This is a genomic window from Sphingopyxis sp. BSN-002 (assembly GCF_022024275.1).
In the GTDB taxonomy this organism is placed as follows: domain Bacteria; phylum Pseudomonadota; class Alphaproteobacteria; order Sphingomonadales; family Sphingomonadaceae; genus Sphingopyxis.
The window spans coordinates 2,537,806-2,564,364 of the sequence record NZ_CP091804.1 but is presented as its reverse complement, the minus strand read 5'-3'; the positions used below and the strand labels follow the sequence as shown (position 1 = coordinate 2,564,364).

General features: G+C 65.5%; 23 protein-coding genes. 6 read left to right on the top strand and 17 right to left on the bottom strand.

The window, feature by feature from the left end:
* The first annotated feature begins 3 nt into the window (after positions 1-3).
* Positions 4-1,215, top strand: a complete 1,212-nt coding sequence (locus L7H23_RS12655; protein ID WP_237836227.1) for a toxic anion resistance protein — start codon at positions 4-6, stop codon at positions 1,213-1,215.
* A gap of 3 nt (positions 1,216-1,218) precedes the next feature.
* Positions 1,219-1,944 (top strand): hypothetical protein, encoded by a 726-nt coding sequence (locus L7H23_RS12650; protein ID WP_237836226.1) that lies wholly within the window; start codon positions 1,219-1,221, stop codon positions 1,942-1,944.
* Here L7H23_RS12650 and L7H23_RS12645 read toward each other — a convergent pair.
* The 7 genes from L7H23_RS12645 to L7H23_RS12615 form a co-directional block, all read right to left on the bottom strand.
* Complete coding sequence (locus tag L7H23_RS12645; RefSeq protein ID WP_237836225.1) at positions 1,941-2,264, bottom strand: hypothetical protein; 324 nt, start codon at positions 2,262-2,264, stop codon at positions 1,941-1,943. The genes L7H23_RS12650 and L7H23_RS12645 overlap by 4 nt on opposite strands.
* Positions 2,261-2,794: an RNA polymerase sigma factor gene (locus L7H23_RS12640; RefSeq protein WP_237836224.1), complete on the bottom strand. Its 534-nt coding sequence runs from the start codon at positions 2,792-2,794 to the stop codon at positions 2,261-2,263. Before L7H23_RS12640 ends, L7H23_RS12645 begins: the two co-directional genes overlap by 4 nt.
* Complete coding sequence (locus tag L7H23_RS12635) at positions 2,781-3,380, bottom strand: hypothetical protein (protein WP_237836223.1); 600 nt, start codon at positions 3,378-3,380, stop codon at positions 2,781-2,783. The genes L7H23_RS12640 and L7H23_RS12635 overlap by 14 nt, the downstream gene beginning before the upstream one ends.
* Before the next feature lie 202 nt (positions 3,381-3,582).
* Entirely contained in the window at positions 3,583-4,977 is a 1,395-nt protein-coding gene (locus L7H23_RS12630) for an FAD/NAD(P)-binding protein (RefSeq protein WP_237839241.1), read from the bottom strand.
* A 2-nt stretch (positions 4,978-4,979) separates the two neighbouring features.
* Complete coding sequence (locus L7H23_RS12625) at positions 4,980-5,873, bottom strand: TauD/TfdA family dioxygenase (protein ID WP_237836222.1); 894 nt, start codon at positions 5,871-5,873, stop codon at positions 4,980-4,982.
* 156 nt (positions 5,874-6,029) lie between these two features.
* On the bottom strand, positions 6,030-6,620 hold the full coding sequence (locus L7H23_RS12620; RefSeq protein WP_237836221.1) for a methylated-DNA--[protein]-cysteine S-methyltransferase: 591 nt from the start codon (positions 6,618-6,620) through the stop codon (positions 6,030-6,032).
* A 59-nt stretch (positions 6,621-6,679) separates the two neighbouring features.
* On the bottom strand, positions 6,680-7,144 hold the full coding sequence (locus L7H23_RS12615; protein WP_237836220.1) for an Lrp/AsnC family transcriptional regulator: 465 nt from the start codon (positions 7,142-7,144) through the stop codon (positions 6,680-6,682).
* A gap of 127 nt (positions 7,145-7,271) precedes the next feature.
* Here L7H23_RS12615 and L7H23_RS12610 point away from each other — a divergent pair, with 127 nt between their 5' ends.
* Entirely contained in the window at positions 7,272-8,324 is a 1,053-nt protein-coding gene (locus L7H23_RS12610; RefSeq protein WP_237836219.1) for a Glu/Leu/Phe/Val dehydrogenase dimerization domain-containing protein, read from the top strand.
* On the top strand, positions 8,324-8,569 hold the full coding sequence (locus tag L7H23_RS12605; RefSeq protein WP_237836218.1) for a hypothetical protein: 246 nt from the start codon (positions 8,324-8,326) through the stop codon (positions 8,567-8,569). Before L7H23_RS12610 ends, L7H23_RS12605 begins: the two co-directional genes overlap by 1 nt.
* Here the strand turns inward: L7H23_RS12605 and L7H23_RS12600 are convergent, their stop codons facing one another.
* The 8 genes from L7H23_RS12600 to L7H23_RS12565 form a co-directional block, all read right to left on the bottom strand.
* Positions 8,570-9,748, bottom strand: a complete 1,179-nt coding sequence (locus L7H23_RS12600) for a membrane dipeptidase (protein ID WP_237836217.1) — start codon at positions 9,746-9,748, stop codon at positions 8,570-8,572.
* On the bottom strand, positions 9,745-11,325 hold the full coding sequence (locus L7H23_RS12595; RefSeq protein ID WP_237836216.1) for a serine hydrolase: 1,581 nt from the start codon (positions 11,323-11,325) through the stop codon (positions 9,745-9,747). The genes L7H23_RS12600 and L7H23_RS12595 overlap by 4 nt, the downstream gene beginning before the upstream one ends.
* Positions 11,322-12,461: a hypothetical protein gene (locus tag L7H23_RS12590; RefSeq protein ID WP_237836215.1), complete on the bottom strand. Its 1,140-nt coding sequence runs from the start codon at positions 12,459-12,461 to the stop codon at positions 11,322-11,324. The genes L7H23_RS12595 and L7H23_RS12590 overlap by 4 nt, the downstream gene beginning before the upstream one ends.
* Entirely contained in the window at positions 12,458-13,519 is a 1,062-nt protein-coding gene (locus tag L7H23_RS12585; protein ID WP_237836214.1) for a DUF1611 domain-containing protein, read from the bottom strand. The genes L7H23_RS12590 and L7H23_RS12585 overlap by 4 nt, the downstream gene beginning before the upstream one ends.
* A 17-nt stretch (positions 13,520-13,536) precedes the next feature.
* Positions 13,537-15,711, bottom strand: coding sequence for a TonB-dependent receptor (locus tag L7H23_RS12580; protein WP_237836213.1), 2,175 nt, complete (start codon positions 15,709-15,711; stop codon positions 13,537-13,539).
* 34 nt (positions 15,712-15,745) lie between these two features.
* Positions 15,746-16,888 (bottom strand): membrane dipeptidase, encoded by a 1,143-nt coding sequence (locus tag L7H23_RS12575; protein ID WP_237836212.1) that lies wholly within the window; start codon positions 16,886-16,888, stop codon positions 15,746-15,748.
* An 82-nt stretch (positions 16,889-16,970) separates the two neighbouring features.
* On the bottom strand, positions 16,971-17,978 hold the full coding sequence (locus tag L7H23_RS12570) for a dipeptide epimerase (protein WP_237836211.1): 1,008 nt from the start codon (positions 17,976-17,978) through the stop codon (positions 16,971-16,973).
* The gene (locus L7H23_RS12565) at positions 17,978-19,957 is read right to left on the bottom strand and encodes a serine hydrolase domain-containing protein (protein ID WP_237836210.1); all 1,980 of its coding nucleotides are present in this window, start codon (positions 19,955-19,957) and stop codon (positions 17,978-17,980) included. Before L7H23_RS12565 ends, L7H23_RS12570 begins: the two co-directional genes overlap by 1 nt.
* 138 nt (positions 19,958-20,095) lie before the next feature.
* Here L7H23_RS12565 and L7H23_RS12560 point away from each other — a divergent pair, with 138 nt between their 5' ends.
* Both L7H23_RS12560 and L7H23_RS12555 read left to right on the top strand, forming a co-directional pair.
* Positions 20,096-20,719, top strand: a complete 624-nt coding sequence (locus tag L7H23_RS12560) for an XRE family transcriptional regulator (protein ID WP_237836209.1) — start codon at positions 20,096-20,098, stop codon at positions 20,717-20,719.
* Between the two features lie 21 nt (positions 20,720-20,740).
* Complete coding sequence (locus L7H23_RS12555) at positions 20,741-22,432, top strand: D-aminoacylase (protein WP_237836208.1); 1,692 nt, start codon at positions 20,741-20,743, stop codon at positions 22,430-22,432.
* Between the two features lie 17 nt (positions 22,433-22,449).
* On the opposite strand, the gene L7H23_RS12550 is transcribed toward L7H23_RS12555, so the two are convergent.
* Both L7H23_RS12550 and L7H23_RS12545 read right to left on the bottom strand, forming a co-directional pair.
* The gene (locus L7H23_RS12550; protein WP_237836207.1) at positions 22,450-23,238 is read right to left on the bottom strand and encodes a Crp/Fnr family transcriptional regulator; all 789 of its coding nucleotides are present in this window, start codon (positions 23,236-23,238) and stop codon (positions 22,450-22,452) included.
* A gap of 108 nt (positions 23,239-23,346) precedes the next feature.
* Positions 23,347-26,559, bottom strand: coding sequence for a CusA/CzcA family heavy metal efflux RND transporter (locus L7H23_RS12545; RefSeq protein ID WP_237836206.1), 3,213 nt, complete (start codon positions 26,557-26,559; stop codon positions 23,347-23,349).

The following is a 26,559-nucleotide window of genomic DNA, read 5'->3' as shown; positions in this document are numbered from 1 at the left end:
GGAATGAGCGAAGAGACCGTGACGGCCACCGCTACCGAAGGACTGACGCTGACGCCGCCCGATCCCGTCCCCATCGTGGCCCCCGAAAAGGCCGCGGGGCTGGTACCGCTGTCGACCGACCAGAAATCGAAGCTCGAGGAACGCGTCGACAGCTTTATCGACGACCTGGTTGCACAGGACGAGAATTCGCCCGAATTCGGCAAGCGGGTCGATCAGATCACCAATATGGGCCGCAAGGAGATGCTGGAGGCGGCGAGCCATTCGAACCGTTTCCTCGACCGCCCGATCCGCGCGATGGACCGCGACACCGACATCGGCCAGAGCCTGATCGAACTGCGCACGACCGTCGAGCGACTCGACCCGTCGGCGAACGGCAAGCTGCTCAGCAAGCGCGGCTTCCTCGACAAGGTCTTCGGCAGCAAGATCAACAATTACTTCGCGCAGTATCGCAGCGCCCAGACGCATATCGGCGGCATCCTGACCGCGCTTGCCAACGGCAAGGACGAGCTGCTGATGGACAATGCCGCCATCGACGTCGAGCGCCGCAAGATGTGGGAATCGATGGGCAAGCTCGAGCAGATGATCCACATCTCGAATACGCTCGACGCCCGGCTCGAGGCAAAAGCGACCGAACTCGACGGCACCGATCCGGCGAAAGCGAAGATCATCCGCGAAAATGCGCTCTTCTATGCCCGTCAGCGGACGCAGGACCTGCTGACGCAAATGGCGGTGACCGTGCAGGGCTATCTCGCACTCGATCTCGTCAAGAAGAATAATGTCGAGCTGGTGAAGGGCGTCGACCGCGCCTCGACCACCACCGTCGGCGCGCTCAAAACCGCGATCACCGTCGCGCAGGCGATGACGAACCAGAAGCTGGTGCTCGAACAGATCACCGCGCTCAACACCACGACCGCGAATATCATCGACGGCACGTCGAAGATGCTGAAGGACAACACCGCGCGCATTCATGAGCAGGCGGCATCGAGCACGATCCCGATGGAGACGCTGAGCCGCGCGTTCCAGAATATCTACGACACGATGGATGCGATCGATACCTTCAAGCTGAAGGCGCTCGACACGATGAAGACGACCGTCACCTCGCTCGAGGGCGAGGTCGCCAAGTCGAAGGGCTATATCGCCCGCGCCGAGGGTGCGAGCCAGGCGCAGGCGAGCGTCGGCGGCGCCGACAGCCCGCTCGCCGCGCTCGAAGGCTGAGGCATGAGCATGAGCGAAGTCGACAAGGTCCGGCTGTCGGCCGCCTCGGCGATCGAGCGATCGCGCGAGCGGCGGCGTCCGATCGGCACCAAGAGCATCGCGCTGCGCCGCCAGCATCTCTACAAGAAGCTCGGCCGCATGCTGATCGCGGGCGGCATCGTGCTGATCGGCGCCGCACTGTTCGGCGCGCTGATCAAGCCGCTCGGCTTCATCGGGCTGCTCGCGCTGTTCGTGCTGCTGATCGGCGTCGCGGTGCTCTTCGGCCGCTCGCCCTTTCCCGAGCCGCGCCAGGCCGACCTGCCCAAGGCCGATTTGAAGCAACTCGCAGGGCGCACCGAAATCTGGCTCGAGGCCCAGCGCCCGGCGCTTCCCGCGCCCGCGCGCCAGCTCGTCGACGGCATCGGTGTGCAACTCGACCTGCTCGCGCCGCAGCTCCAGACGCTCGACGCATCGAGCCCCGCGGCATCCAATATTCGTAAGCTCGTCGGCGAGGACCTGCCCGAACTGGTCGCCGGCTATCAGCGCATTCCGGAAGGGCTCCGCAAGGAAGCCCACGCCGGTCGCACGCCCGATGAGACACTCGTCGGAGGGCTGACGATGCTCGAACGCGAGATCGGGGACGCGGCGCGTAGCCTGGCTGCGGGCGAACTCGACAAACTCGCGACGCGCGAGCGCTATCTCCAGCTCAAATATCAGGGCATCGACGGCGAAGACTCGCCCGTCGTCTAGGTTTGCCGATGCCTTTGCGTTCCGGCAAACCACAGTGCGACGATCAGCAGAAGCGGGGGTGCGAGGCCCCATTGCGTCGATCCGGCGAGCGGCGCGAGCAGGTCGGACGAGGATAGCATCCAAAGCGCCGCGAGCAACGCCCCGATCGCCAGCGTCTCGAAGGCGAAGCTCTTCCAGAAGCGGCGTTCGGCACGCCCCAGCGCCGCCTCGGCATCGATCCGGTGCTCGACCCGGGCAAGGAAGGCGCGGTCCCCCGCTCGTACGGTTGGGGCAAGCAGCGTGCCGAGCATCGCGTCGAGATTGTCGTCGGACTGCGTCATGTCTCGCCTCCTTCGCCGATCATCTTCTGCGCCTTTGCGCGCCCGCGCAAGACGAGTGACTTGAGCGTCCCGAGCGGGACACCCATGATCTCCGCCGCTTCGCCGTGCGACCAGCCATGACCGAAGCACAGCGTGAGCGCCGCGCGTTCCTGCGGCGTGAGTGCGGCGAGGAGGCGTTCGGCGTCGAGAGCGGCGTCGCTCGCAGAACGCGGATCGGTCGATTTCGGAACGTCTTCGTTCGCGGCCAGCGCTTCGCGCCGCCGTGCAGTGCGCCGCTGGTCGAGGAACAACCGCCAGCCGATTCCGGTGAGCCAGGCAGCATAGCTGCCCTGTCCGCGATAGTCGCCCGCGCGTTGCCAGGCGCGGACGAAGGCCTCCTGTGCCAGATCGTCACCCTCGCTCCCCGCCACGCGCGACAGGAAGGCGCGCAGCCGCCCCTCGTGCCGCAGCACGAGGAGCTGGAAAGCGGCGCGGTCTCCCCCGGCAACGCGCTGGTTGAGGAGCAGGTCTTCCTGGTCACGCAGCGCCACGCTCCCCGGCAGCCGCGGCGCGCGCAAGGCGCCGGCGATAGAGCAAGGCGGCGCCGACGAAGGCCGGGAAGAGTGCGGCACCCGCCGAAAGGCGGACCAGCTGCTCATGACCCTGGATCAGGCCGAAGCCCGCCATCGCCAGCCCGATCGCGATCAGCACCAGCCCGTTGCGATCGTCGCCGGGCGCATCGCCCTGGCGCGGTCCGACGCCCAGATGCTCGTAGGGCTTGTTGAGCTTGTCGATCAGCGGCAGCGCGGCGTCGGACTTCGCCTCGAGCGCGCGGCGGATCGAGCGGTGCAGCATCCACGCATGAAGCAGCCGCGCGAGCAGGAAGAAACCGATCACGAACAGCGCGACCATCGTGATATTTTCGAGCAGGCCGAAGAAGCTGTCGCTGATCGCCACCAGCTCGGTAGTCGGCGGCGGCGGCGGCAGGAAAGATGCGATGTCGCGCGGATCGATATAGGCCGCGACGTCGGCGGGGCTGATCGACTGGCCGGCGGCAACCGGAACGGTCACGGCGGTGGCAGGCGCCGTCGCCGGGGCTGCGGTGGCCGCTGCAGTCGCGGCAAGCAGATAGGTCATGTTCTTCCTCCCTTCATGCCGGACGGCATGGTGAAACCACAGGCGGCGACTCCCGGCAAGGCGCATCGTCGCCCCGAAACGGGGGACGGGTCGAGGATGCGCGCGGAGCCGCCGCCGGGACCGGCGCAGCGGCCGATCACCGACTAGACGGCATCAGCCCCGCCGGTAGATGCAGGGGAAGGAAATTTTGCGGGTGCGGGAGCTAGAGCCCCTCGCCACCCGTCCAGTGCGCGTTGACGAGACGCCGCGCGAGCGCGCTCACCTGGATGCGGATATCGGGCACCGCGACGACCTCCCACAGATCGCCGCGCGTCATCGGCCCGATCGCGAGAATATGTTCGGACGGCTGACCCTTCGCATCGACGACATGCCCGTCGCGGTCGATATCGAGCCCGAGGCGCAGCGCGTCGGGCCGGATGCGTTTCGCGCCAAGCATCCGCTTTACCAGCGGATCGGTCGAGCGCAGCAGGTCACCTTGAGGGCCGGTGCAGTTGATCATCCGTGCCGCGCGCGTGACGACCATGTCCGGCTCGCCGCGCGGCAGCCATGACACGGCGAGCGCGTCGGGCTCGACCGCGACATTGCCGATCTTGCCGGCGCGGAAATGCAATTGTCCCGAGGCGACGAGCGCATCGATCCGGTCGGCGACCTCGGGCGCCAGCCGGTGGCGATGGACATCCCAGAAGGGGCGCAGGTGGCGCAGGAAGCGTTCGCGCTTTCCGGCGTCGGCCGACGCCCACATCATCTGCGTGATCGGGCGGATCGAATCGACGACGAGCCGCCAGTCGCGACCGCGTGCCTCCGCCCGGGCCCAGCCCACGAGTTCGGAAAGCTCCGGCGCGGGCTTTGCCAGCACCGGCTTGGGCCGCAGACCGTCGATATGGCGATGCGGTCGCAAACCGCGCCGCGAGAGCGCAGTGATCGGCCCTTCATGCCCGTGGGTGACGAGACGCAGGATCACATCGACCGCGGTCAGCCCGGTGCCGATGACGAGCACGGACGCATCCTTCGGCAGTCCTTCCTCGAAGGCACTCGCCCAAGGGTCGCCGATATAGCGGTGCGAAGGCAGATGCGCGCCGGCGATTGCCGGCGGATCGTGCGGCGGCAGATTGCCGATCGCGAGCACAGCGCGATCGGCCTCGATCAAGCCGCCGTTGACGAGGCCAAGCGTCACCTGCCCGCCGCGTTCCTCGATATCGAGCACCTCGTCGTCGACCAACTTCAGCCGTCGGCCGTGCTTCTCCATCGCACCCGCCAGCGTCTCGCGCAGATAACGGCCATAGGTCGCACGCGTCACGAACGCGGCCTCGCACCCCAGCCCGCGCGTCGCCAGCCAGTCGCAGAAATGATCGGGCCGGTCGGCGAAGGCGCTCATATTGCCCGCCCGCACATTCAGGAGGTGCGCGCTTTCGCTGCTGCTGTATGCGACCCCCGCGCCCATGCGGTGGCGGTCGCGTTCGATCAGCAGCACTTCGACATCGGCCTGTTCGAGCAGATTCAGCGCGAGCATCGTGCCCGAAAAGCCCGCGCCGACTATCGCGACGCGCGTCGCGGTGCGAAACCGCGGGCGCGGCGAGTGGAGCTGGGCCTCGATCATCCTCACGGGGTAACGATGTCGCCGGACACCGTCACGCGCTCGAGCGCGCGATATTCGGGCCAATAGTCGCCGACAGCATAGTGCTGGGTCGACCGGTTGTCCCAGATGCCGATCGCGTTCGGCGTCCAGCGGAAGCGCACCTGATATTCGGGAACCTTGATCCGGTCGAACAGCAGGCGAAGCAGCGTGTCGCTCTCCTCCTCCGGCAGGCCGACGATCTTTGTCGTGAAGGTATAATTGACGTACAGAATCTTCTCGCCCGTCTCCGGATGCGTGCGCACCACCGGATGGCGAACCGGCGGGAAGTCGCGCGCGAGCTGCGCCTTCTTTTCCTCGGTCACGCGGCCGCCGAAGCTGCGGACGATATCATGCTCGGCCTCCAGCCCCTCGATGCGGTCCTTCACCACCTGCGGCAGCCCGGCATAGGCGGCCGCGGCGTCGGCCCACATCGTGTCGCCGCCGAGCGGCGGCAGGTGTCGTGCGCGCAGGATCGAGGTGATCGAGGGTCGCTCGCGAAAGGTCACGTCGGTGTGCCATTTGTTGTAGGCCTGAAACGGCGCGAGCGTCTCGGCCGTCAACTGAACGCCTTCCACCCCTTCGATGCGCAGAATCTCGGGATAGCCCTCGACCGACGGAATCACCGGATGCCCCTCAAGTTCGCCGAAGAAGCGGCCGAGCCGGACGTGGCTTTCGTGGCTGATGTCCTGATCGCGGAAGAAGACGACCTTGAAGCGCAGCCAGGCCGCGCGCAGCAATTCGCCTTCGGCCGACGAGAGCGGGCGGTCGAGATCGAGCCCGCCGATCTCGGCGCCGATTGTCGGCGTCGAGGGCAGGATCGCAACGCCCAGCGACCGTGCGGCGTCAAAAATATCGGGAATCTGGGCCAGGCTGGCCATAAGCGCTCTCCTTCGGTCGATCGGCTCGATTTCGGTCGACTCGGCATACGTCCCGTAACGCCCGAAATAACTCAACCTATATGATTGACAAGAGGTGGCGCGTCGAACCGCGCCAAAGCTGCGACTGGTTGCCGGGCGCGGCACGCGCGGACGCACTCAGAAATCGAAGCCGGCCTGTCCTTCGTCCTTGCGGCTCGCCGTTCTTCTGACCGCCGGGGCTGCGTCGATCACCACCCCTTCGAGCTCGAGCATGCGCGCCTTCGACATGGACCCGCCGGGCGCCGAAAAACCGCCGATCTTGCCGCCGGCGCCGGTCACGCGATGGCAGGGGACGATCAGGGGTACCGGATTGTTCGCCATCGCCTGCCCGACGTCGCGCGCGAACTCCGGCCCGGCACCAAGCGCCTTCGCGACCGCGCCATAGGTGGTTGTCTCGCCCCAGCCGAGCCCGCGAACCAACGCATAGACGCGCCGGAAAAAATCGCCCTGCTCACCCATGTCGACCGGTATCTCTCCGAAATCGACCCTGTCGCCGGCGAAATAGCGGATCGCCGCGTCGACGACGGCCTGCACGGGTTGCGAGGGCGGGGTTCTTTGCGCTTCGGGAAAACGGCGCAGCAATGCGCGTTCGGCCTCATGAGCGCTCGCAGCGGGAAGGCGCAGGCTGCAAACCCCGTTTTCGTTCCAGCCGAGCGCGGCGAAGCCCGCCGCGGTTTCGAACAGATGATAATGCGTCCGCAGTGCCATGCTGCCCATATTTTATCGCCGCGGCTGAAATGCAACGCCTCCGAGCGCGGGATCGTATGTCATCGCAGCGGCAATTCGGTCGTCGCCTTGATTTCCGACAAGGCCACGGTCGAGTTGATTTCCTGCACCCCCGGCAATTTGCTCAGCTGGTCGAAAAAGAAGCGCTCGTACGCGTCGATATCCTTTGCGACGATCCGCAACATGAAATCGGTCGTACCCATCAGCACATAGGCGTCGAGAACTTCGGGAAAGCTGCGGATCGCTTCGCTGAACTCGTCGAGGTTGGCGCGGCCATGCGCGTCGAGCTTCACCTGCGCAAAGACATGCGCGTTGAGCCCGACCTTGCGCCGGTCGACGAGCGCGACGCGCTTGCGGATGAAACCCTCGCGCTCGAGCCGGTCGATCCGGCGCCAGCATGGCGAAACCGACAGGCCGACGCGCTCCGCGATCTCGGCCGTCGTCTGGCTTGCGTCGCGCTGCATCTCGCGGAGAATTTTTATCTCGAAGGGATCAAGATCGGTCATTTTATCCTGAATTATAAAATATATCGGTAAAATAATCCGCCATTTCTCGCATATCGGCGAAAAGCGGGCAAGTTTTATCCGCCTGCTAATGCCATTGTCCGGACCTCATCCACAGGGGAGAAGTTTCATGGTTGCCCGTCCCACCCGCCTGACCCCGCCGGTCGAATGCGTCCGGCTGTACGATGCCGACAGCGGGCTCGACGGCGTGATCGCGATCCATTCGACGACGCTCGGCCCAGGCGCTGGCGGCTGCCGCTTCTGGAGCTATCCGGGCATGGACGAGGCGCTCGCCGACGCGCTGCGGCTCGCCGAAGGGATGAGTTACAAGAATGCTCTTGCCGGGCTGCCGCTCGGCGGCGCCAAGGCGGTGCTGCGGCGTCCCGAAGGCGATTTCGACCGCGCCCGCCTTTTCCATGCCTTTGGCCGCGCCGTCGAGCAACTCGGCGGACTTTACGTGACCGCCGAAGATGTCGGAACGTCGGTCGAAGACATGCAGGAGGTTGCGGGGGCGACACGCCATGTCGCGGGACTTCCCGCTGCCGAAGGCCGCGCGGGCGGCGATCCTTCGCCATGGACTGCGAGGGGCGTGTTCGAATCGATGCGCGCCGCCGCGCGCTTTGTGCTCGACAGCGACCTCGCCGGGCTCACCGTCGCGGTACAGGGTACCGGCAATGTCGGCGCCGACCTCTGCCGCCGCCTTGCCGATGCAGGTGCTCGGCTCGTGATCGCGGACCCGAGTGCAGCGCGGCGCGACCGGCTCGCCGCGATCCTCGGCGCCGAAGTCGTCGGGGTCGACGAGATCGCCTCGGTGCAGGCCGAAATCTTCGCGCCCTGTGCGCTCGGCGGCGCGCTGACCGCGGAGGCGGTTCGGGGCCTCAAGGCGAAGCTCGTCTGCGGGGCGGCGAACAACCAGCTTGCCTCGCCCGAGGTCGCCGACCTGCTGATGAACCGCGGCATCGCCTATGCCCCCGACTATGTCGTCAATGCGGGCGGGATCATCAGCGTCTCGGCCGAATATCTGGGCGAGGACGCGAGCGACGTCGACTATCGCGTGTCGCAGATCGCGCCGCGCGTCGCCGCATTGCTCGACGGCGCCGCGCGCGAACGCCGCTCGCCCGCCGTCGTCGCCGACGAGATGGCCGAGGAGGTCATCGCCGGCGCCGAACGGGTCGCCGCCTGATGCATCGCTTCCGGATCGAGGCTATCCCGGATCCGCAGTCGCTTCCCCGCATCGCCGGCTTCTTCGCGCAGCGCGCGATGATCCCGTCGACGATGCGGATGCGGATGCTGCGCCAGCATATGCGGGTCGAGGTGACGGTCGACAGCCTGACCGCGGCGCAAGCGGCCGTCATCGCCGCCAAGCTCGGCGAGATGTTCGCGGTGATCGAGGTCGAACTGGCGGCGGAGCTCGCCGCCGCGGCCTGACTATTTCCCCTGCGCCGCGAGCACGCGGAGGATATTGCCGCTCCACATCTTCTCGATATCGGCGTCCGAATAGCCTGCGGCCTTCAACCGTTCGGTGACTTTCGGCAGCGCCGAGATATCCTCGATTCCGTCGAGCCCGCCGCCGCCGTCCCAGTCGGCGCCGAAGCAGATATGGTCGACGCCGCCGACCTCGATCGCGCGGAGGACCATCTTCATATAATCCTCGAAATTCACCGCCCACAGCTTCTCGGTCTTGTCGAGCTCGCGCCAGCGCTTGTTGAGGTCGGCCTGTTCGGCGGGGGTCATGCTGCCGATATGCTCATATTTGCCGAACAGTTCGGCGCGCGCGGGCGACATGTTCATCTCCGACATGAAGATCGTCGAGATGCACATCGCGCCGCCCTTAGCCGCGAGCGCCTTCAACCGCCCCTCGTCGAGGTTGCGCGGATGATTGTAGGCCGATCGCAGGCTCGAGTGCGACAGCAGGACCGGATATTTCGACAGCGCGAGGATCTGGTCGAACGCCGCATCGGACGCGTGGCTCGCGTCGATCACGATGCCGAGCCGGTTCATCTCGGCCACCCATTGCTTGCCGAGCGGGCTCAGCCCCTTCCAGCGCCCCTCGCCGGTCGCGCTGTCGGCGAACTGGTTGTCCTTCGAATGCACCGGCCCCGCAAGGCGGACACCCTTGTTGTAGAATTCCTGCAACAGCGACAGGTCCTCGCCGAGCGGATAGCTGTTCTCCATCGACTTGAAGGCAATCAGCTTGCCTTCCTTGTTCAGCCGCAGCGCATCGGCCGCAGTCAGCGCCGGCGCGATCGCCCCCGAGTTTGCCGCGATGGTCCTGTCGATCAGGTCCGAACGTCCCCGCGCGAAAGCCAATGCATCGGCATAGCCTTTCGCGGTCAGTGGCCCCTGCTCGGTGTAGATCGCGAAGAAACCGCCATCGAGATTGCCGTCCTTCATCCGCGGTATGTCGAGCTGCGCCATGTCGTCGGCGAGCGGATGACGGTCGGCGAAATTCCAGCCCGCGCGTTCGAAATGGAGCGGCGTGTCGAGATGCGTGTCGAGCACGAGCATCCGGCTATGCAGCGGCGCTTCGGGCGCCTTCGGCTTGTCGCCGCCGGTCGAACAGGCCGTCAGCGCGGTCGCCATCAGCAGGATCGCGATACGCTTCACTTCTTGTCCTCCACTGGCTTCAGGTCGAGGTCGTGATAATCCCAGCTGAAGTCGGCGATCTGGCTCACCGCCTTCATTTTCGCGCCCGTCACCTTGCCGTCAGCGTCGAGGCTGAAGGTGACATAGGCCGGTTCGATCGCCGGATCGTCGAATTTGGTGACGAAGCTGTCATATTGCCAATGCTCGAGGCGTCCGGCCATCCGCGGGGTCGAGGTGAAGTCTATCGTCAGACCGCCATTCGCACCTTGCCCGATCACGATATCGCCATACCAGGGATCGCGGTAGCGCCCGGCATAGCCCGTAAGCGGCAGCGACGGCCCCGACTTGACCGGCGAGGCCGCCTTCTGCTCGAGAAAGGCCCTGCCACCCTCGAGCCGCGCCGCGTACCAGTCCTGCCATTTGGTGGTCCAGCCATAGTCGGGCTGATCCAGATAATGGTCGAGCAGTTCGTATGTAAGGCCGAGCAGCATGCCGCTTTCCTCGCTGTTCATCATGATCGCGAAGGCAACATTCTTGTCGGGGATGATCACGACGCGGGTAATCGACCCGAAGACCCCGCCGCCGTGCGAAATGATGCGGTGGCCGCGATAATCCTGCACCTGCCAGCCGAGCGCATAGGCCTGCTGCGTCGGCTGCGCGGGCTTGAGCTGGTCGGGCAGCTGCGTGATCGGCATCGGCGTCACCGGTGCCCACATCTCGGCGGCCTGCTTCTCGCTAAAGAGGCGCTTGCCATCGGGCAGCGCGCCATGCGCGAGCTGGATCTTGAGCCAGGCAGCCATATCGTCGGCGCTGAGCGCCAGCCCGCCCGCGGGGGCGCCGTTGCGCCCGAGCTCGTCGCGCTCGTTGAGCGCCTGCTGATCGCCGAGCCCGCGCAGCGGCCCCGACAGGCGCGCATGCGGCCATGAGCGGTTGGCAACGGCGAACCGCTCCTCGCTGTCGCTCGTCGCATTCTTCATGCCGCCCGCACGCAGTACCCGCGCGCGAATGAAATCCTCCCAGCGCTGGCCGGTGACTTCCTCGATCAGCTGTCCAGCGACGGCATAGAGGATATTGTCATAGGCATAGGCCGAGCGGAAACTGGTCTTGGGCTTGAGATGGGCGACGCGTTCGACCGTCTGCTTGCGGGTCAGGTTGGTGCGCGGCACGAACATCAGATCGCCTTGCCCCAGCCCCAGCCCGCTCCTGTGGACAAGCAGGTCGCGTATCGTGATCTCTCGCGTCACCCACGGGTCGTTCATGCGGAACCACGGCATATGCTTGATCACGGGATCGTCCCACGCGATCTTGCCTTCGTCGACGAGCACCGCGAGCGCGGCGGCGGTCATCGCCTTGCCGGTCGATCCGGTCTGGAAGATCGTCTGCGCGTCGACCGGCGCCTTCTCGCCAAGTTTGCGCACGCCCCAGCCGCGCGAAAGCGTCGTCTTGCCGTCCTCGACGATCGCGATCGATACGCCCGGCGCCCCGATCTTCTGGCGAAGCGCCTCGACGCTCTGAACGATGTCGGCGGGCGGATCGGCCCAGACCGGCGTCGCGGCGGACAGCATCAGCGACAGGGCAAGCAGACGGATGGGTTTCATGCCGAGGCCTCCATTGGGGGAATTGATGAGCCGCGCAGCAAGCGCCAGCTGCCGATGGTGATGAGCGGGACGACGAAGACCGCCAGAAACAGCCAGGCGAGGAAACGGTATCCGCTGGCGATCAGGTCGACGAGGCCGATCTCGCCGGCAACGAACATGCAGCCGGTCAGGATCACCGCGCCGATGATCGCGCGCGCTTGCGGCGAAAGCGGTGGGCGCCCGCGACTTTCGACCGCGCCCGAGATGCGCTCATTGATCGCATGCACCGCGCCCGCGCCGCTTTCGAGCAGGGCGGCGAAGATCATCACCTGAAACAGCACATGGAACCACGGCATCGCCATCTGGCGGAGCAGGAAATCCGACGGCAAAGTCTCGGCGCCGATCGCGGGATAGAAGGCCATCATCGCGACGAAGAAGAGGATCGCGGGCAGCATCGAGAGCGGCCCCGCGATCAGTCCCGCGACGACCGCATCGCGCTGGCTGGTCAAATGGCGCAGCACCGGCAGGATCACGACCGCACCGACGATATTGTAGCTGGCGTATGTGATACCGCCCGCCATCCAGTTGCCCGACGGTGGTGATGCATGGGCAAAACCCTGCCCGATCAGCCCGCCGAAGCTCGCGAGCGCGAGGACGAGGAACAGGCCGTAAACGGTGTAGAGCAGGATCGAGACATATTTGAACATCTGCTCGACCACGCCCGTGCCCCAGGCGGTGACCGCGACGATCGACACCGCGAGCAGGATGACGCCGGCAAGCTCGGGCCAGCCGAAGGTCGCCGCGCCGATCGCCCCCGCCGCGGCGCCGAACACCGCGAGGATCAGGATGACGAAGATCACATAGGCGGCCTCGAACGCGATCCAGCCGGGGCCGAGCAGACTCTTGAAGAAGGCGCGATAGTCATAGGCGCCAAGCTTGCGCGCGAGCGCAAAGGTCAGCGCCGCGACGACGCTCCAGATGACGGTCGCGAGCAGCATCGCGGCCAGCCCGCCCCATGGTCCCGAGGGTACGAAATATTCGGCGAGCTCGCGTCCCGTCGCATAGCCACCACCGATGATGACGGCCTTGAGCGCAAAACCGGGCAGCAGGAAGCGCTGGAACCAGCTCGACCTGCCGCCCGTCTCGCCCACCATCATGCGAGAATATTTTCTACAAGCGCGTCGAAGGATGCGCCGCCGCGGATAGGATCAGTCACCGGCAGCCCCAGCCGCTGACGCTCTGCCGCCATCAGTTCCTCGGCGCTGTCGGCGTCGAAGCTCGACGTGTTGAGGCTGATCCCGCCGCAGCGGATCGCGGGGTTGGTACGGCTGCCGAGGCGGATCGTCAGGTCGATGACCTCCTCGACCGTCGGCAGCGCAAAGCTTTCCATGCCGAGGATGACCTTGCGCGTCGGATCGTGACAGACGACGAAGACGTCGGGCTGGCTGCCGTGGAGCAGGCCGAGCGAGACCGCGGCATAAGCGGGGTTGAAGATCGACCCCTGCCCCTCGATCAGGTCCCAGTGGCCGGGCGCGGCGTCGGGGCTCAGCATCTCCGCTGCTCCCGCCTCGAAATCCGAAACCACCGCGTCCATCGGCATGCCGCCTCCCGCGATCATGATGCCCGTCTGGCCGGTCGCGCGAAAGTCTGCGTCGATCCCGCGCGCCACGAAAGCGCGGTGCAGCGCCAGCGCGGTATATTTCTTGCCGAGCGCGCAGTCGGTGCCCACCGTCAGCAGGCGCTTGCCGCTGCGTTTCCGCCCGTTGCCGATCGGGATCGACGGCGGCGGCGTGCGGACGTCGATAAGCCGCTGCCCGGTGCGCCGCGCCGCCTCGACCAGTTCGGGGACGCTCGTCAGCCGGGTGTGTAGCCCGCTGACGATGTCGAGCCCAGCCTCCATCGCCTGAACCAGCACCGCTACCCACGCATCGCCGATGATGCCGCCCTGATTGGCGACCCCGATCACCAGCGCCTTCGCCCCTGCCCCCGCCGCCTCGGCGGGCGACATCGGCGGCAGGCCGGTGGTGACGGTGCAGCCCGCGATCGCCAGTTCGCCGACGCAGCGGTCGCCCGCCCAGTCGGCGAGCCCGAAGGCGGTCTTGGCATAGCCCGCCTCGACAGTATCGCCGAGGAAGAGCAGGTAAGGCTGCGGCAAGGTGGGTACACCCTCCCGTCCGGCGTCAGCACGCCGTTGCAGCACGGTGGCCATGGTCATTCGTCTCCTATGGGCCGTCAGAAGCCGGCCGTCAGTGTCACGCCGAAGGTACGCGGGCGGATGACCGCGGTGCCGGCGGCGCCGAGCGGGATGTTCGCGGGCGCCTCCAGCGAGGTCTTGCCCTCGGCATCGGTCAGGTTCTTCGCATAAAGTTCGAGCGAATATTTGCCGAAGTCGACCCCGGCGCGCAGATCGACCACCTCATAGGACGGCAGGTAACGCTGACGGCCGTTGGCGCTGCGGAAGGCAAAGTCGAATGCCGCCGGTTGTTTCGACAGGCTGCGGATCGACGCGCCGACATAGGCCTTGGTCTCGCCGCCCAGTTCCCACTCATAGTCGGCATTGGCGCCGACGCTGTATTTGGGGGTGTAGGGCAGCGCATCGCCGCTCAGGCCGCCGACCTGCGGCGGGGTGTCGTCCTTCAGCTTGGCGTCGGTATAGGCGCCGTTGATCGAGAAGCTGAGCCCCTGCGTCGGGCGCAGCGTCGTCGTGAATTCCAGACCTTGGCTCTTCGCCTTGCCGCCGTTGAAGTTGATGCCGAAATTATTGACCTGCCCGAACACCTGGATGTCCTTCCAGTCGATATAGAAGGCGGCGATGTCGATCGAGAAGCTGCGGTCGACGGTTTCGCCCTTCACGCCGAGCTCATAGCTGATCAGCGAATCCGAGCCATAGGAGCCCAGCTCGGGCGGCGCCCCCGGCGCGAGAACGTTCGGGCCGCCGGGGCGGAAGCCCTTGGCGACGCGGGCATAGATGGTCGCCTGATCGCTGACCTCGAACTGCGGCGCGACCGAGAAGGTGAAGACATTTTCGGACGATCGGGCGACGGGCAGCGTTTGCGGGCCACCTGCAAGGACGCCGTCGGAAACCTGCAGCGCCGACTGCTTGTTGCCGCTGTAGCGACCGCCGAAGGTCAGATCGAAGCGCTCGCCGAAGTGGATCGTCGCGTTGGCAAAGCCCGCCAGCTCGCGATAGCGCGACTGGATGTTGGCGACGCCCAGCAGCGGCAGGCCGCCGATCGGCGTCAGCGTGCCCGGCTGTACCGCGTTGAAGGTCTGGTCGATGACTCCGCGCTCGCGGGTGTAATAGCCGCCGACCAGCCATTCGAATGCGTCGCTTTCGGGCGACTGCAGCCGGATTTCCTGCGTGAAGCGCTTCACCCGCGTCAGCTGCCCCTGGTAGAAATCGTTGGGCGTGCCGAACACCGCTTCGATCAATCCTCCGAACTGCGTCGTCAGGTCGCCGCGGAAATTCTGCGACAGCGTGCTGTAGCTCGTGGCCCAGACGAGGTTCGCAAAGCCGAGATCGGCGTCGGCCACGCCGCTATAGACGCGGTAACGGACGTCGGTTCCTTCGGGGACGAACTGCGACTGCGACAGACGGCCATAGAGCGTGCGGCCCGTCGCCGGATCGCTGTCGACGCTGTTCGACGCATCGGTCTTCAGATTCTGCAGATAGGCGGCGAGCTGGACCGAAAAGCCTTCGCTCGGCTTGAACAGCACCGACGCGCGGCCGCCATAGCTTTTCGAACTGTTGATATTGTTCTCGACGTCCGACCCGCCGGTGCCGATCGAGTCGATATAGCCGCCGAAGTCGCGGTAAAAGCCGGAGGCGCGGAAGGCGAGCGTGTCGCCGAGCGGCACATTGACGACCGCGCTGCCAAGATAGGATTCGTCGCCTCCCTTGGTCGTTTCGATGCTGCCGCGCGCACGCGCCTCGAAACCGCCGGTATCGGGCTTGCGCATGACATATTTGAGCACGCCGCCCATCGAACTCGCGCCATAGATGGTGCCCTGCGGTCCCCGCAGCACCTCGATGCGATCGACATCGAACGTGTCGAAGTCGCCCGCCAGGATCGCACCGTTGACGAGCCCGCTGCTCGACCCGAAGGTGGTTTCATCCTGATAGATGGCAACGGTCGACGCGACGCCGCCGGTGTTGACCCCGCGGATCACGAGACGGCCGAAGCCCGGCGTGGTCTGGTTGAGCTGAAGCCCGGGAACAAGTTTCAGATAGTCCGAAAAGCTGGTTGCCTGGATATTTTCCAGTGCATCGCCCGACACGACGCTGACCGATTGCGGTACGTCGATCAGCCGCTGTTCGCGCTTCTGCGCGGTAACGACGATGTCGTTCTGGTCTTCGGTCGTGCCCTCGTCGGCCCAAGCGGGCATCGCGGTGGCCAAGACAGCCATGCTGCCGGCAATCAGAAATGCTCTTTTCATCGTCTTACCCCCAGACTTGACCGAGCAGGCGGCGGAAATTGCCCCCGAGCACGGCCGTGATGTTTTCATTGGAATAGCCCCGACGGATCAGCTCCTCGGTCAGGTCGAAGACCTTTTTCGGATGGTCGAAGCCGTCGATGTCGATCTTGTCGCGAAAGGCGTAGCTGTCCTTGTAGCCCTGCTTCAGCAGCGCATATTCGGCGGGCTTCATATCGTCATAGCCGTTGAGATCGGCGTCCGACCCGATGCCGACGTGATCCACCCCGACGAGCTTCGCGACATGGTCGATATGGTCGACCATGTGCCCGACATTGGTCGGATCGCTCGCACGGACGAAATTGCGGACGCCGCTGATCCCCATCACCCCGCCCTTTGCCGCGAGCGCCCTGATCGCAGCGTCGGTCTTGACGCGCGGATGATCGATCAGCGCGCGGGCGTTGCTGTGGGTGATCGCGATCGGCCCCTTGGCAATCTCGATCGCATCGAGCGTCGTCCTGTCCCCGCAGTGCGAGACATCGACGAGCATATGCGCCTTTTCCATCGCGGCGATGATCGCGGCGCCATAGTCGCTGACGCCCCCGTCGACACGCTCGGTACTGCCCGACCCGATGCGGTTCTGGCTGTTGTAGGTAAGCTGTGCGCAGCGGAGGCCGAGACGGCGGAAGAGCGCGACGTCATCCGGCGTTTCGAACTGGTCGGCGTTCTGGATGCCCATGATGACCGCAGCCTTGCCGTCGGCCTTCGCCCGGTCGAAATCGCCGACGGTGTCGACGAGCGTGAAGACGTGACTGTTGCGTCCCGCGAACCCCTGCCACCCGGCGAGATATTCCATCGCCTGCGCCTTCGCATTCGGGCCGCCGAGCCCGTAGGCATTGTGGAAACCGGTGATCCCGCTTGCCCTGAACTCGGCCGCCTCCGCGTCGGTCAGCCGGTGCGCGACATAATCTTCCGACGTCGTGATCTTGAGCGGCGCGAGCATGTCGATGACGAGCGAGGAGGCAACGAGATCGACCGCGCGGCGCGAATAGGCCTTCGCCGGCGCCGCCGCGAAAGCGAAAGCGCCCCGGTTGATCATCGGCGCGGACAAAGCGGCGCCGACCGCGCCCGCGAAGATCGCGCGGCGCGTCACTGGGAATGACACTGCCATCCCGTTCCTACCTCCCGAAATTACAATTCAGAGACTATTGTCCTAATCAGAAAATTGTCAACCCGTTTAGGACATCTGCTTGCTATTCGCCCCAAATTTCTGCCGGGCAATGGATCATGCCGGCGCGATATTCGACGCCGGGCTCGCGATCGCACGCAAGGAAGGTCGGCCCGTCGAGGTCGACGATGTCGCAGAGCTGCCCGACCAGGTAAGATGGCGCCATCGACAGGCTGGTCCCCATCATGTTCCCGACCATGACGTCGAGGCCGAGCTTGCGCGCCTGCCGCGCGATCGCGAGCCCCTCGGTCAGGCCGCCGCATTTGTCGAGCTTGATGTTGACGACATCGAAGCGCCCGACGAGCGACGCCGTGTCGGCAAGCGACAGCGCGCTTTCGTCGGCAACGAAAGGCAGCGGCCGTTTGAGCCCGTCGAGATCGGCCTCGCGTCCACGCCGGAGCGGCTGCTCGAGCTGCGCGACGCGCGTGTCGACCAGTACCGGAAGAAGCTCCTCCAGCGTCCTGCGATCATAGCCCTGATTGGCATCGACCCCGATCCACGCGTCGGGCCGTGCCGTGCGGATCGCGACGATCCGCGCGATATCGTCGGACAGGTCGCCGGTCAGCTTGACCTTCACCGGCGCCTCGGGATCGATCGCGAGCGCCGCCTTCGCCATATTGCCCGCGCCGTCGGCGCCGAGCGTCAGCGTCGAACGCAGCGCTTTCGGCGCTTCGAGCCCGACCAGATCCCAGACCGGCCGCCCTTTCTGCTTCGCCTCGAGATCCCAGAAGGCACAGTCGAGCGCATTGCGCGCGCCGCCCGGCGGCAGCAGCGCCTGCAGATGCTCGCGCGTCGCCCCGCGTTCGATCGCCCCGCGCACCCGCGACGCCTCGGCCAGCATATGGTCGATATCGTCGCCGAGATAATAGACCCCGGCGCCCTCGCCGCGACCGACATGATCGCCGTCCGACAGTTCGGCGACGAGCAGCGCCGTTTCGGTAAAGACGTGCCCCGAGATGCGGAACGGCTGATGATAGGGAAAACGCTCGACCCGAAGGTCGAGCGTCAGTTCGCGCATGCTTTGCGTCGCCATCAATAGACCATCCCGAAACCATAGAGATGGAAGACGACCGTGACCCAAGCGAGGACCAGTCCCGCAAGCACGAGCAACACGGCCCCAAGCTTCATCGTCCATTTGCGCTTGCCCTGGAAACACAGCACCAGATGCCAGGCAGCGCTGATCAGCAGTCCGAAGGCGGCGATCGGGGTCAGGACGCGGAGAAGCTGGATCAGCCAGTCGAGCGGGCCGCCGATGCTGCCGATATCGGCCGAGAAGGCCGCGACCAGTCCCATCCAGCCTGCCACAGCCACAAGCACGAGCCAGGCGAAGGCGCGCGACAGGCGATAGGCGCGCCGCGCCTTGCCTTCGAGCGCGAACTCGGCCCTGAAGCTGCGGCGGACGAGCGCGCGGGTCGGCCAGGCAAGCGCCGCCAGCGCGGCAAGGCAGAGCGCCGCGATCAGCGCCGGGAGCAGCCATGCCGCGTTGGTGCCGGTCGGCGCGGGTTCGAACACCATGAAGGGCGAGCCGGCGTCGAGGCTCCAGCGCACGACCTTGCCGTCCTTCACCTCGGCGGCAAGACGCTCTCCGGTTCCGGTGTCGCGCCACACGAACGGCTCGACCTCGACCCAGTCGCGCGCGCCGGCGCCGAGGCCGTCGAGTCCGGGAACGCTGATCTTGCCGTCCTCGGTCAGCGACACGGTCGGCTGGCCGAGCAGCCCGAGAAGGCTCAGGAAATTGGTGAACGAGCCGCGGCTGGTGACGTAATTGCCGACCATCATCTGTGCGTGCTGCTGCGCGGTCTTCGCGTCGACCTGTCCGGTCGGCGCCGGGCCGGGCAGATAGCGGTCGGCGAATTTATGGAAGAGCGCACTGCGCACCGCGCCTGCCGCCCCTTCCTTGCCGGGGCTGTTCATCGAGATATAGACGCCGACATCGGCATCGGGGAACAGCCACAGATAGCTATGGAACCACACGGTGTCGCCGCCGTGCGCGATCGCCCGGTGCCCGTTGACCCATTGTTCGTAGAAGCCGAGCGCCATGCTGTTGAGCGGGCCGACGCCGGGCGCCTTGAAATCGTGCATCATCTTCGCGGTTTCGGGCTTCAGCAGCCCCGCACCGTCGTTCAGATGCGCAATCATGAACTTGCCCATGTCCGCGCCGCTCGCCGAAAGGCTGCCTGCAGGCGCGGGGATCACCATCTCGAACGGCCGCGCCTTTTGCGTGACGTCGGGATAGCCGCCCGACATGAATGGAACGAGGTTCGCCGGAAGCGGCTGGCGAAAGCTCGAATGCGCCATGCCGAGCGGCTTGAAGATGTGGCTTTCGACATAATCGTCGAACGTCTCGCCGCTGACGCGTTCGACGATATAGCCTGCGAGCGCGGTGGCATAGTTCGAATAGGCGGGCGTCGTGCCCGGCGCAAAGACGCGCTCGGGTAGCGCGAGCGGCATCTGCTTCTTGAGCGCCATCACCGCTTTCGGATCGTTGCTGATCAGATAGCGCACCGATTCCTCGAAGCCCGCGGTATGCGTCATGATGTTACGCAGCGTGATCGGCTTGCCCTGATAGGGCGGGATCTTGAAGTCGATATAGCTGTTCACATCCTTGTCGAGGTCGAGCTTGCCCGCCTCGACCTGCTGCATCACCGCGGTCCAGGTGAAGAGTTTCGACACCGATCCCGGCCGGAAAAGCGTCGTCTCGGGCAGGACGGGCTTGCGCTTCACGACGTCGGAGAAGCCATAGCCTTTTTCGAGCACGACCTGATCGCCGCGGACGACGACCACCACGGCACCCGGAATGCGCGCACGCTCGAGGGCATAGGGAAGGAAGCCGTCGAGGAATGCTTCGAGATCGGTGGGGGTGAGACTGGCGGTCTCCACCGGCTTTGCGGGCGGCAGCGGCGTCGCCTCGGCCTTCTTTGCCGGCGCCTGCGGAGCCGGGCCCTGTGCCGCCAGCGGCACCGTGGCGAGCGCGGCGAGCCCGATCATCAGCTTGCGGATGAAACGCATCATCGTCCCCTTTTCGTTGGCGCTCTCGCTGACCCTTGCAGCAAGCCGCGCGACCCCTTACCAAGGAACCAACATCTGTTGGCCCGATGGGGACATAATGATCCTGATTGGAAAATTGTCAAATATGGAATGGAATTTCTGATGGCGGACCGAACGAGCCCGCCGACACTGGGCGCCGTGATGAAGGGCATCCGCGCGCGAAACGGCTGGACGCTCAAGGAGATGAGCGCGAAGTCGGGTATTCCGGTGTCGACCCTGTCGAAGGTCGAGCACGACCGGCTGACCCTGAGCTACGACAAGCTCCAGCAGCTGAGCCAGCGGCTCAAGATTCGCATGTCCGACCTCTTTGCCGAGGATGAGGAGGAAAGCGCGCCGCGCGTCACCGGCCGCAGGAGCATCGGGACGATCGAGCGCGCCGCACGGGTGACGACCGACAATTACGACTACCACTATCTCTGCACCGATCTCCGCCAGAAACGGATGATCCCGATCCTGACGCGCATCCGCGCGCACAGCGCGAGCGAATTCGGCGAACTCGTCCATCACCAGGGCGAGGAATTCATCTATGTCCTCGAGGGGCGCATCGAGGTGCACAGCGAATTCTACGATCCGGTCACGCTGGAGGTCGGCCAGGGCATCTACATCGATTCGTCGATGGGGCACGCCTATGTCGTCGCCGAAGGGTGCGAGGAAGCGCTCGTACTCGGCGTCTGCTCGAGCGCCGACGACGGGCTGATGGACTCGCTGATGAGCCTCCACGGCTGACGGAAAATGGGGAGATACGCAATGACAGCCCGCCGGACCTTCGCCCTCCCCCTCATCGCCATACTGCTGTCGACGCCGGCAGCTGCTCGCACCGCCGAGCCGGCCTATGACGTCGTGATTCGCGGCGGCACGATCTATGACGGCTCGGGCAAGGCACCGGTCGTCGGCGACCTCGCAATCAAGGGCGACCGCATCGTCGCGATCGGCAAGGTCGACGGCAAGGGACGCACCGAGGTTTCCGCCGGGGGAATGGCGGTCGCGCCGGGCTTCATCAACATGCTGAGCTGGGCGACCGAATCGCTGATCGCCGACCCGCGCAGCCAGAGCGACATCCGCCAGGGCGTCACGCTCGAGGTGATGGGCGAAGGCTGGTCGATGGGCCCGCTCAACGCGACGATGAAACGACAGGAAACCGAGCGGCAGGGCGACATCAGATATGACATCGGCTGGACCAGCCTTGGCGATTACCTGTCCTGGCTGGAAAAACGGGGAATCGCGCCGAATGTCGCGAGCTTCGTCGGCGCCGCGACGGTGCGCGTCCACGAACTCGGCGAGGACGACGTCGATCCGACCCCCGAACAGCTCGCGCGCATGAAATTGCTCGTGCGGCAGGCGATGAACGAGGGTGCGCTCGGCGTCGGCAGCTCGCTCATCTATGCTCCCGGCTCCTATGCCGAAACCGACGAACTCGTCGCGCTGATGAGCGAAGCGGGCAAATGCGGCGGCATGTACATCAGCCATATGCGTTCGGAGGGCGACCGGCTCGAGGAAGCGGTCGACGAACTGATCGAGATCGCGCGGCGCTCGAACGCGCCCGCCGAAATCTATCACCTGAAAATGGCCGGCCGGGACAACTGGGGCAAGTTCGACGCGGTGGTAAAGAAGATCGAGGCCGCGCGCGCCGAGGGGCTGCGCATCACGACCGACATGTACACCTATACCGCCGGCGCCACGGGACTCGACGCCGCGATGCCGACGTGGGTGCAGTCGGGCGGGCTCGAAGCGTGGATCGAGCGGCTGAAGGACCCCGCCACCCGCGCACGCGTCGCCGCGGAAATGAGGAAGCCGGGCAGCGACTGGGAGAATCTCTATCTCGGCGCCGGCGCCGACAAGATGATCCTCACCGGATTCAAGAACGAGAAGCTGAAGCCGCTTACCGGCAAGACGCTTGCCGAGGTTGCCGCGATGCGCAGCAAGACGCCCGAAGAGACCGCGATGGATCTCGTCATCGAGGACGGCTCGCGCGTCGGCACCGTCTATTTCCTGATGTCCGAGGACAATGTCCGCAAGCAGGTCCGCCTCCCGTGGATGAGCTTCGGGTCGGACGCGGCGTCGCAGTCGGCCGAGGGCGTTTTCCTGAAATCGGGTTCGCACCCGCGCACCTATGGCAATTTCGCCCGCCTGCTCGGCCACTATGTCCGCGACGAGAAGCTGATCCCGCTCGAGCAGGCGGTGTACCGGCTTACCACCCTTCCCGCGACGAACCTCGGCCTTGCGGAGCGCGGCGCGCTGAAGCCCGGCTATTATGCCGACGTCGTCGTTTTCGACCCGGCAACGATCGCCGACCACGCCACCTTCGAACAGCCTCACCAATATGCGACCGGGATGCGCGACGTCTTCGTCAACGGCGTTGCGGTGCTGAAGAATGGCGAACCGAGCGGCGCGACGCCGGGCCGCGCGGTCCGCGGGGCAGGCTGGAACCGCTGCTCCTGAAAACGAACAGGCACCGGTCAGGCGGCGCCCGGATCGCCGCGATGAAGATAAGCCGATGAAAAATTCGAGATTTCCGCCAGCTTCGGGAAATTGAGAATCGTGAGCGAGCGCGAAGGCCGGCCGATCGCACCCATCTGTTCGAGCTTGCGGACCATCCGGTTTATGTGAACCGGGGTCAGGCCGAGCAGGTCGGCGAGCTGCTCCTGCGTCAGCGGGACGTTGAAATTGCCGGTGCGCTCGGTCGCGATATCGTTCGCCCGGTCATGCAGCTCGCAGAGAAGATGGGCGAGACGCGCCAGCGCATCGCGGCGGCCGATATTGAGCAGCCATTCGCGCGCGATCGACGCCTCGATCAGGATGTCGACGAGCACCGCGCGGGCGATGGCGGGACGCGCGACCGTCAATTGTTCGATTGCCGTCAGCGGCACGAGCGCGAGATGCGCCGGGGTCAGCGCACGCACATCATGGTCGGCGACATGCAGATAGATCGACTGGAAATCGAGCGCATCGCCGGGCAGCTTGAGCGCGACGATCTGACGCCCGCCGTCCGACGCGACCTTCTGGCGATAGACGAAGCCCGAAAGCAGGACCGGGCAGATATCGGCGCGATCGCCTTCGCGCAGGATCGTATCGCCGGCCTCGACGCGACGAACGCTGTGCGGGAGCGCAGCGATCGCACTCTGGTCGTCCGCCGACAGCCGGCTGTGATTGAGCAGCTTGCGAATCAGGATGCTGAGCGAGCCAAGTCCCATCCGCCTGGTGTGTTCGACCATCCACAATGTCGACGCACGATCGTCGCTAGCCATCTCGTCCTCTTTTGCTGCCGCCGTCCGTCACAAACGGAGCGTCCCCGATTACGGTTCCGCACGGGGGATGGCCGGCGGCAGCACATGGGTCGCATCAGAACGGATCTCCTATCCGGTCGGCTCCGGACGATCGTCCCGACCGCGAAGCAGCAGATGGCTGATCGCAGGCAATACGAACAAGGTGAGCAGGGTCGAAGTGACCAGCCCGCCGATTACGACGATCGCGAGCGGCTTCTGCACCTCGGCGCCGGTTCCGGTCGCAAGCGCCATCGGCACGAAGCCGATGGCCGGGACGATGCCGGTCATCAGCACCGCGCGCACGCGCTCCATGACGCCTTCGCCGATCGCGACATCGACCGCCTTTCCTTCATCGATGCGCCGGTTGATGCTCGACATGACGACCAGCCCATTGAGCACCGTCACGCCCGAAAGCACGATAAAGCCGACCGCCGCCGATACCGAGAAGGGCAGACCCGTCAGCAGCAGCGAGAAAACGCCGCCAGCCAGTGCCAGCGGAATGGCGGAATAGACTGCTATCGCCTGCCGCACCCCGCCGAGCGCCATGAAGAGAATGCCGAAGATCGCGGCAAAGATGACCGGGATGACGATCGACAGTCTCGCCGAGGCCGCCTGCAGATTCTCGAACTGTCCGCCCCATTCGATGAAGCTTCCCGGCGGCAATTTGACCCCGGCGCCCACCTTCTCCTGTGCCTCGGCAACGAAGGAGCCCAGATCGTTGCCGCGAACATTGGCCTGGACGACAACGCGCCGCTTGCCGTTTTCGCGGCTGACCTGGTTCAGGCCTTCGGAGAAGCCGAAACTGGCAAGCTCGCCGAGCGGCACGGAGGCCCGCGTCCCGCCCTCGCCCGGAAGGAACACGGGGAGCGCCGCCACCGCGTCGAGATCGTCACGCGCTGCCCGGTCGAGCCGCACGACGATGTCGTACCGCCGGTCGCCCTCGAACACGGCCCCGGCCTCGCGCCCGCCGAGCGCAACGGCGACCGTATCGCTTACATCCTGAAGCGTCAGGCCGTAGCGGGCGATGGCGTCGCGGTCGAACCGGACATCGAGCACGGGGAAGCCGGTGATCTGTTCGACCTTGACGTCGGCGGCGCCCGGAATGCCGTTCAGGATCGCCGCCACCCGCTGCGCCGCGCGACCCATCTCGTCCAGATCATCGCCGTACAGCTTGATCGCGATGTCGCCGCGCACGCCGGCGATCAGTTCGTTGAAGCGAAGCTGGATCGGCTGGCTGATCTCGAACGCGTTGCCGACGAGCGGCTTCAGCCTTGTCTCGACCCGCTCGATCACATCATCCTTCGTGCGGACGCCGTCGGGCCAGTCAGCGCGCGGCTTCAGGATGATGAAGGTGTCCGAGGCATTGGGCGGCATCGGATCGCTCGCGACCTCCGCCGTGCCGGTCTTCGAGTAGATGAACGCTACCTCGGGCAGTTTCGACACCGCTTTTTCGACCTGCAATTGCATCTCCTGCGACTTGTTCAGCGAGGTCGAGGGAATGCGGAGCGCCTGCATCGCGAGATTGCCTTCGCCGAGTACGGGGATGAACTCGCTGCCGAGCATGCCGAACGCCAGCAAGGCGGCCGCGAAGGTCCCGCCGCCCGCACCGATCCACGGCCAGGGGCGGGCGATAATGCGCTTCAGCAGGGGCTCGTAGCGAATCTTCATCCAAGCGATCGCGCGGACCTCCTTCTCGGCGACCTTGCCGCGAATGAGCAGCGCCACCATCGCCGGGACGAAGGTGAGCGAGGCGACGAAAGCACCCGCGAGGGCGAGCAATACCGTGATTGCCATCGGCGAGAAGGTCTTGCCCTCGACACCGGTGAAAGTGAGCAGCGGAACGAAGACGAGGAAGATGATCGCCTGGCCATAGATCGTTGGCCGGATCATTTCGCGCGAGGCCTCGAACACCTCGTCGAGCCGTTCGTCCAGCGACAGGAGCCGGCCTTCCCGATGTTGCCGCGCAGCCAGCCGCCCGAGGCAATTCTCGATGATGATGATCGACCCGTCGACGATCAGGCCGAAGTCCAGCGCCCCGAGGCTCATCAGGTTTCCCGACGTCCCGGTGATGTTCATCCCCGTTCCCATGACGAGAAACGAGACCGGAATGACCAGCGTCGCGATGATCGCCGCGCGGATGTTGCCGAGCAACCAGAACAGCACTGCAGCGACAAGCAGCGCGCCTTCGGCAAGATTCTTCTCGACCGTGCCGATCGTCGCGTCGACCAGTTGCGAGCGGTCGAGCACGGGTTTTACCACGATACCGGGCGGCATCGACTTCGCGACCTCCTGCAATCGTTCGGCGGCATCGGACGCGACGATCCGGCTGTTCCCGCCCGCGAGCATCAGCACGGTGCCCACGACCAGTTCCCTGCCATTCTCGGAGGCCGAGCCGGTCCGGAGCTCGCCGCCGATCCGCACCGCCGCAACATCGCTGACCAGGACGGGAACCCCGCCCCGGCTCGCCACCGCCGCGCGCGAGATTTCGTCGAGCGTGCGGATACGCCCGTCGGCGCGCACGAGGAACGCCTCGCCGCCGCGTTCGACAAAATTGGCTCCGACCGAAATATTTGCGCGTTCGAGCGCTTCCGCGAGTTCGGAAAAGCTTATGCCATAACTTGCCAGCCTCGTCGCATCGGGCTGGACGACGAACTGCTTTTCATAGCCACCGATCGAATCGATGCCGGCGACACCCGGCACCGAGCGCAACTGCGGCCGGATCATCCAGTCCTGCACGGATCGCAAATAACCCAGCTTCGCGACCTCATCGGAGAGGATCTCTCCCGACGGCGTCAGATAGGTGCCGTCGGGCTGGAAGCCCGGTTTCCCCGCACGGCTGGTATCGGCCCTCTTGGCGGCAGGCGCGAAATCGACCGTATACATCAGCACTTCGCCGAGACCGGTGGACACCGGCCCCATCTGCGGCTCGGCCCCTTCGGGCAGGGTGCCCTTTGCCTGCGCCAGCCGCTCGGCGACCTGTTGGCGCGCGAAATAGAGATCGGTGCGATCGTCGAAAATCACCGTCACCTGGCTGAATCCGTTGCGCGAGATCGAACGCGAGCCCTGAATGCCCGGGATGCCCGCCATCGCGGTTTCGATGGGGAAGGTTACGAGGCGTTCGATGTCGAGCGGCCCGAGATCGGGTTCGACCGTGTTGATCTGGACCTGCTTGTTGGTGATGTCCGGGACGGCATCGATCGGCAGCTTGAGAAGCTGGGTGATACCATAAACCGAGACGACAAGGGTGAGAAGCACAACACCCCAGCGAAAGCGTATCGACGCATCGAGAAGTTTTTCGATCAT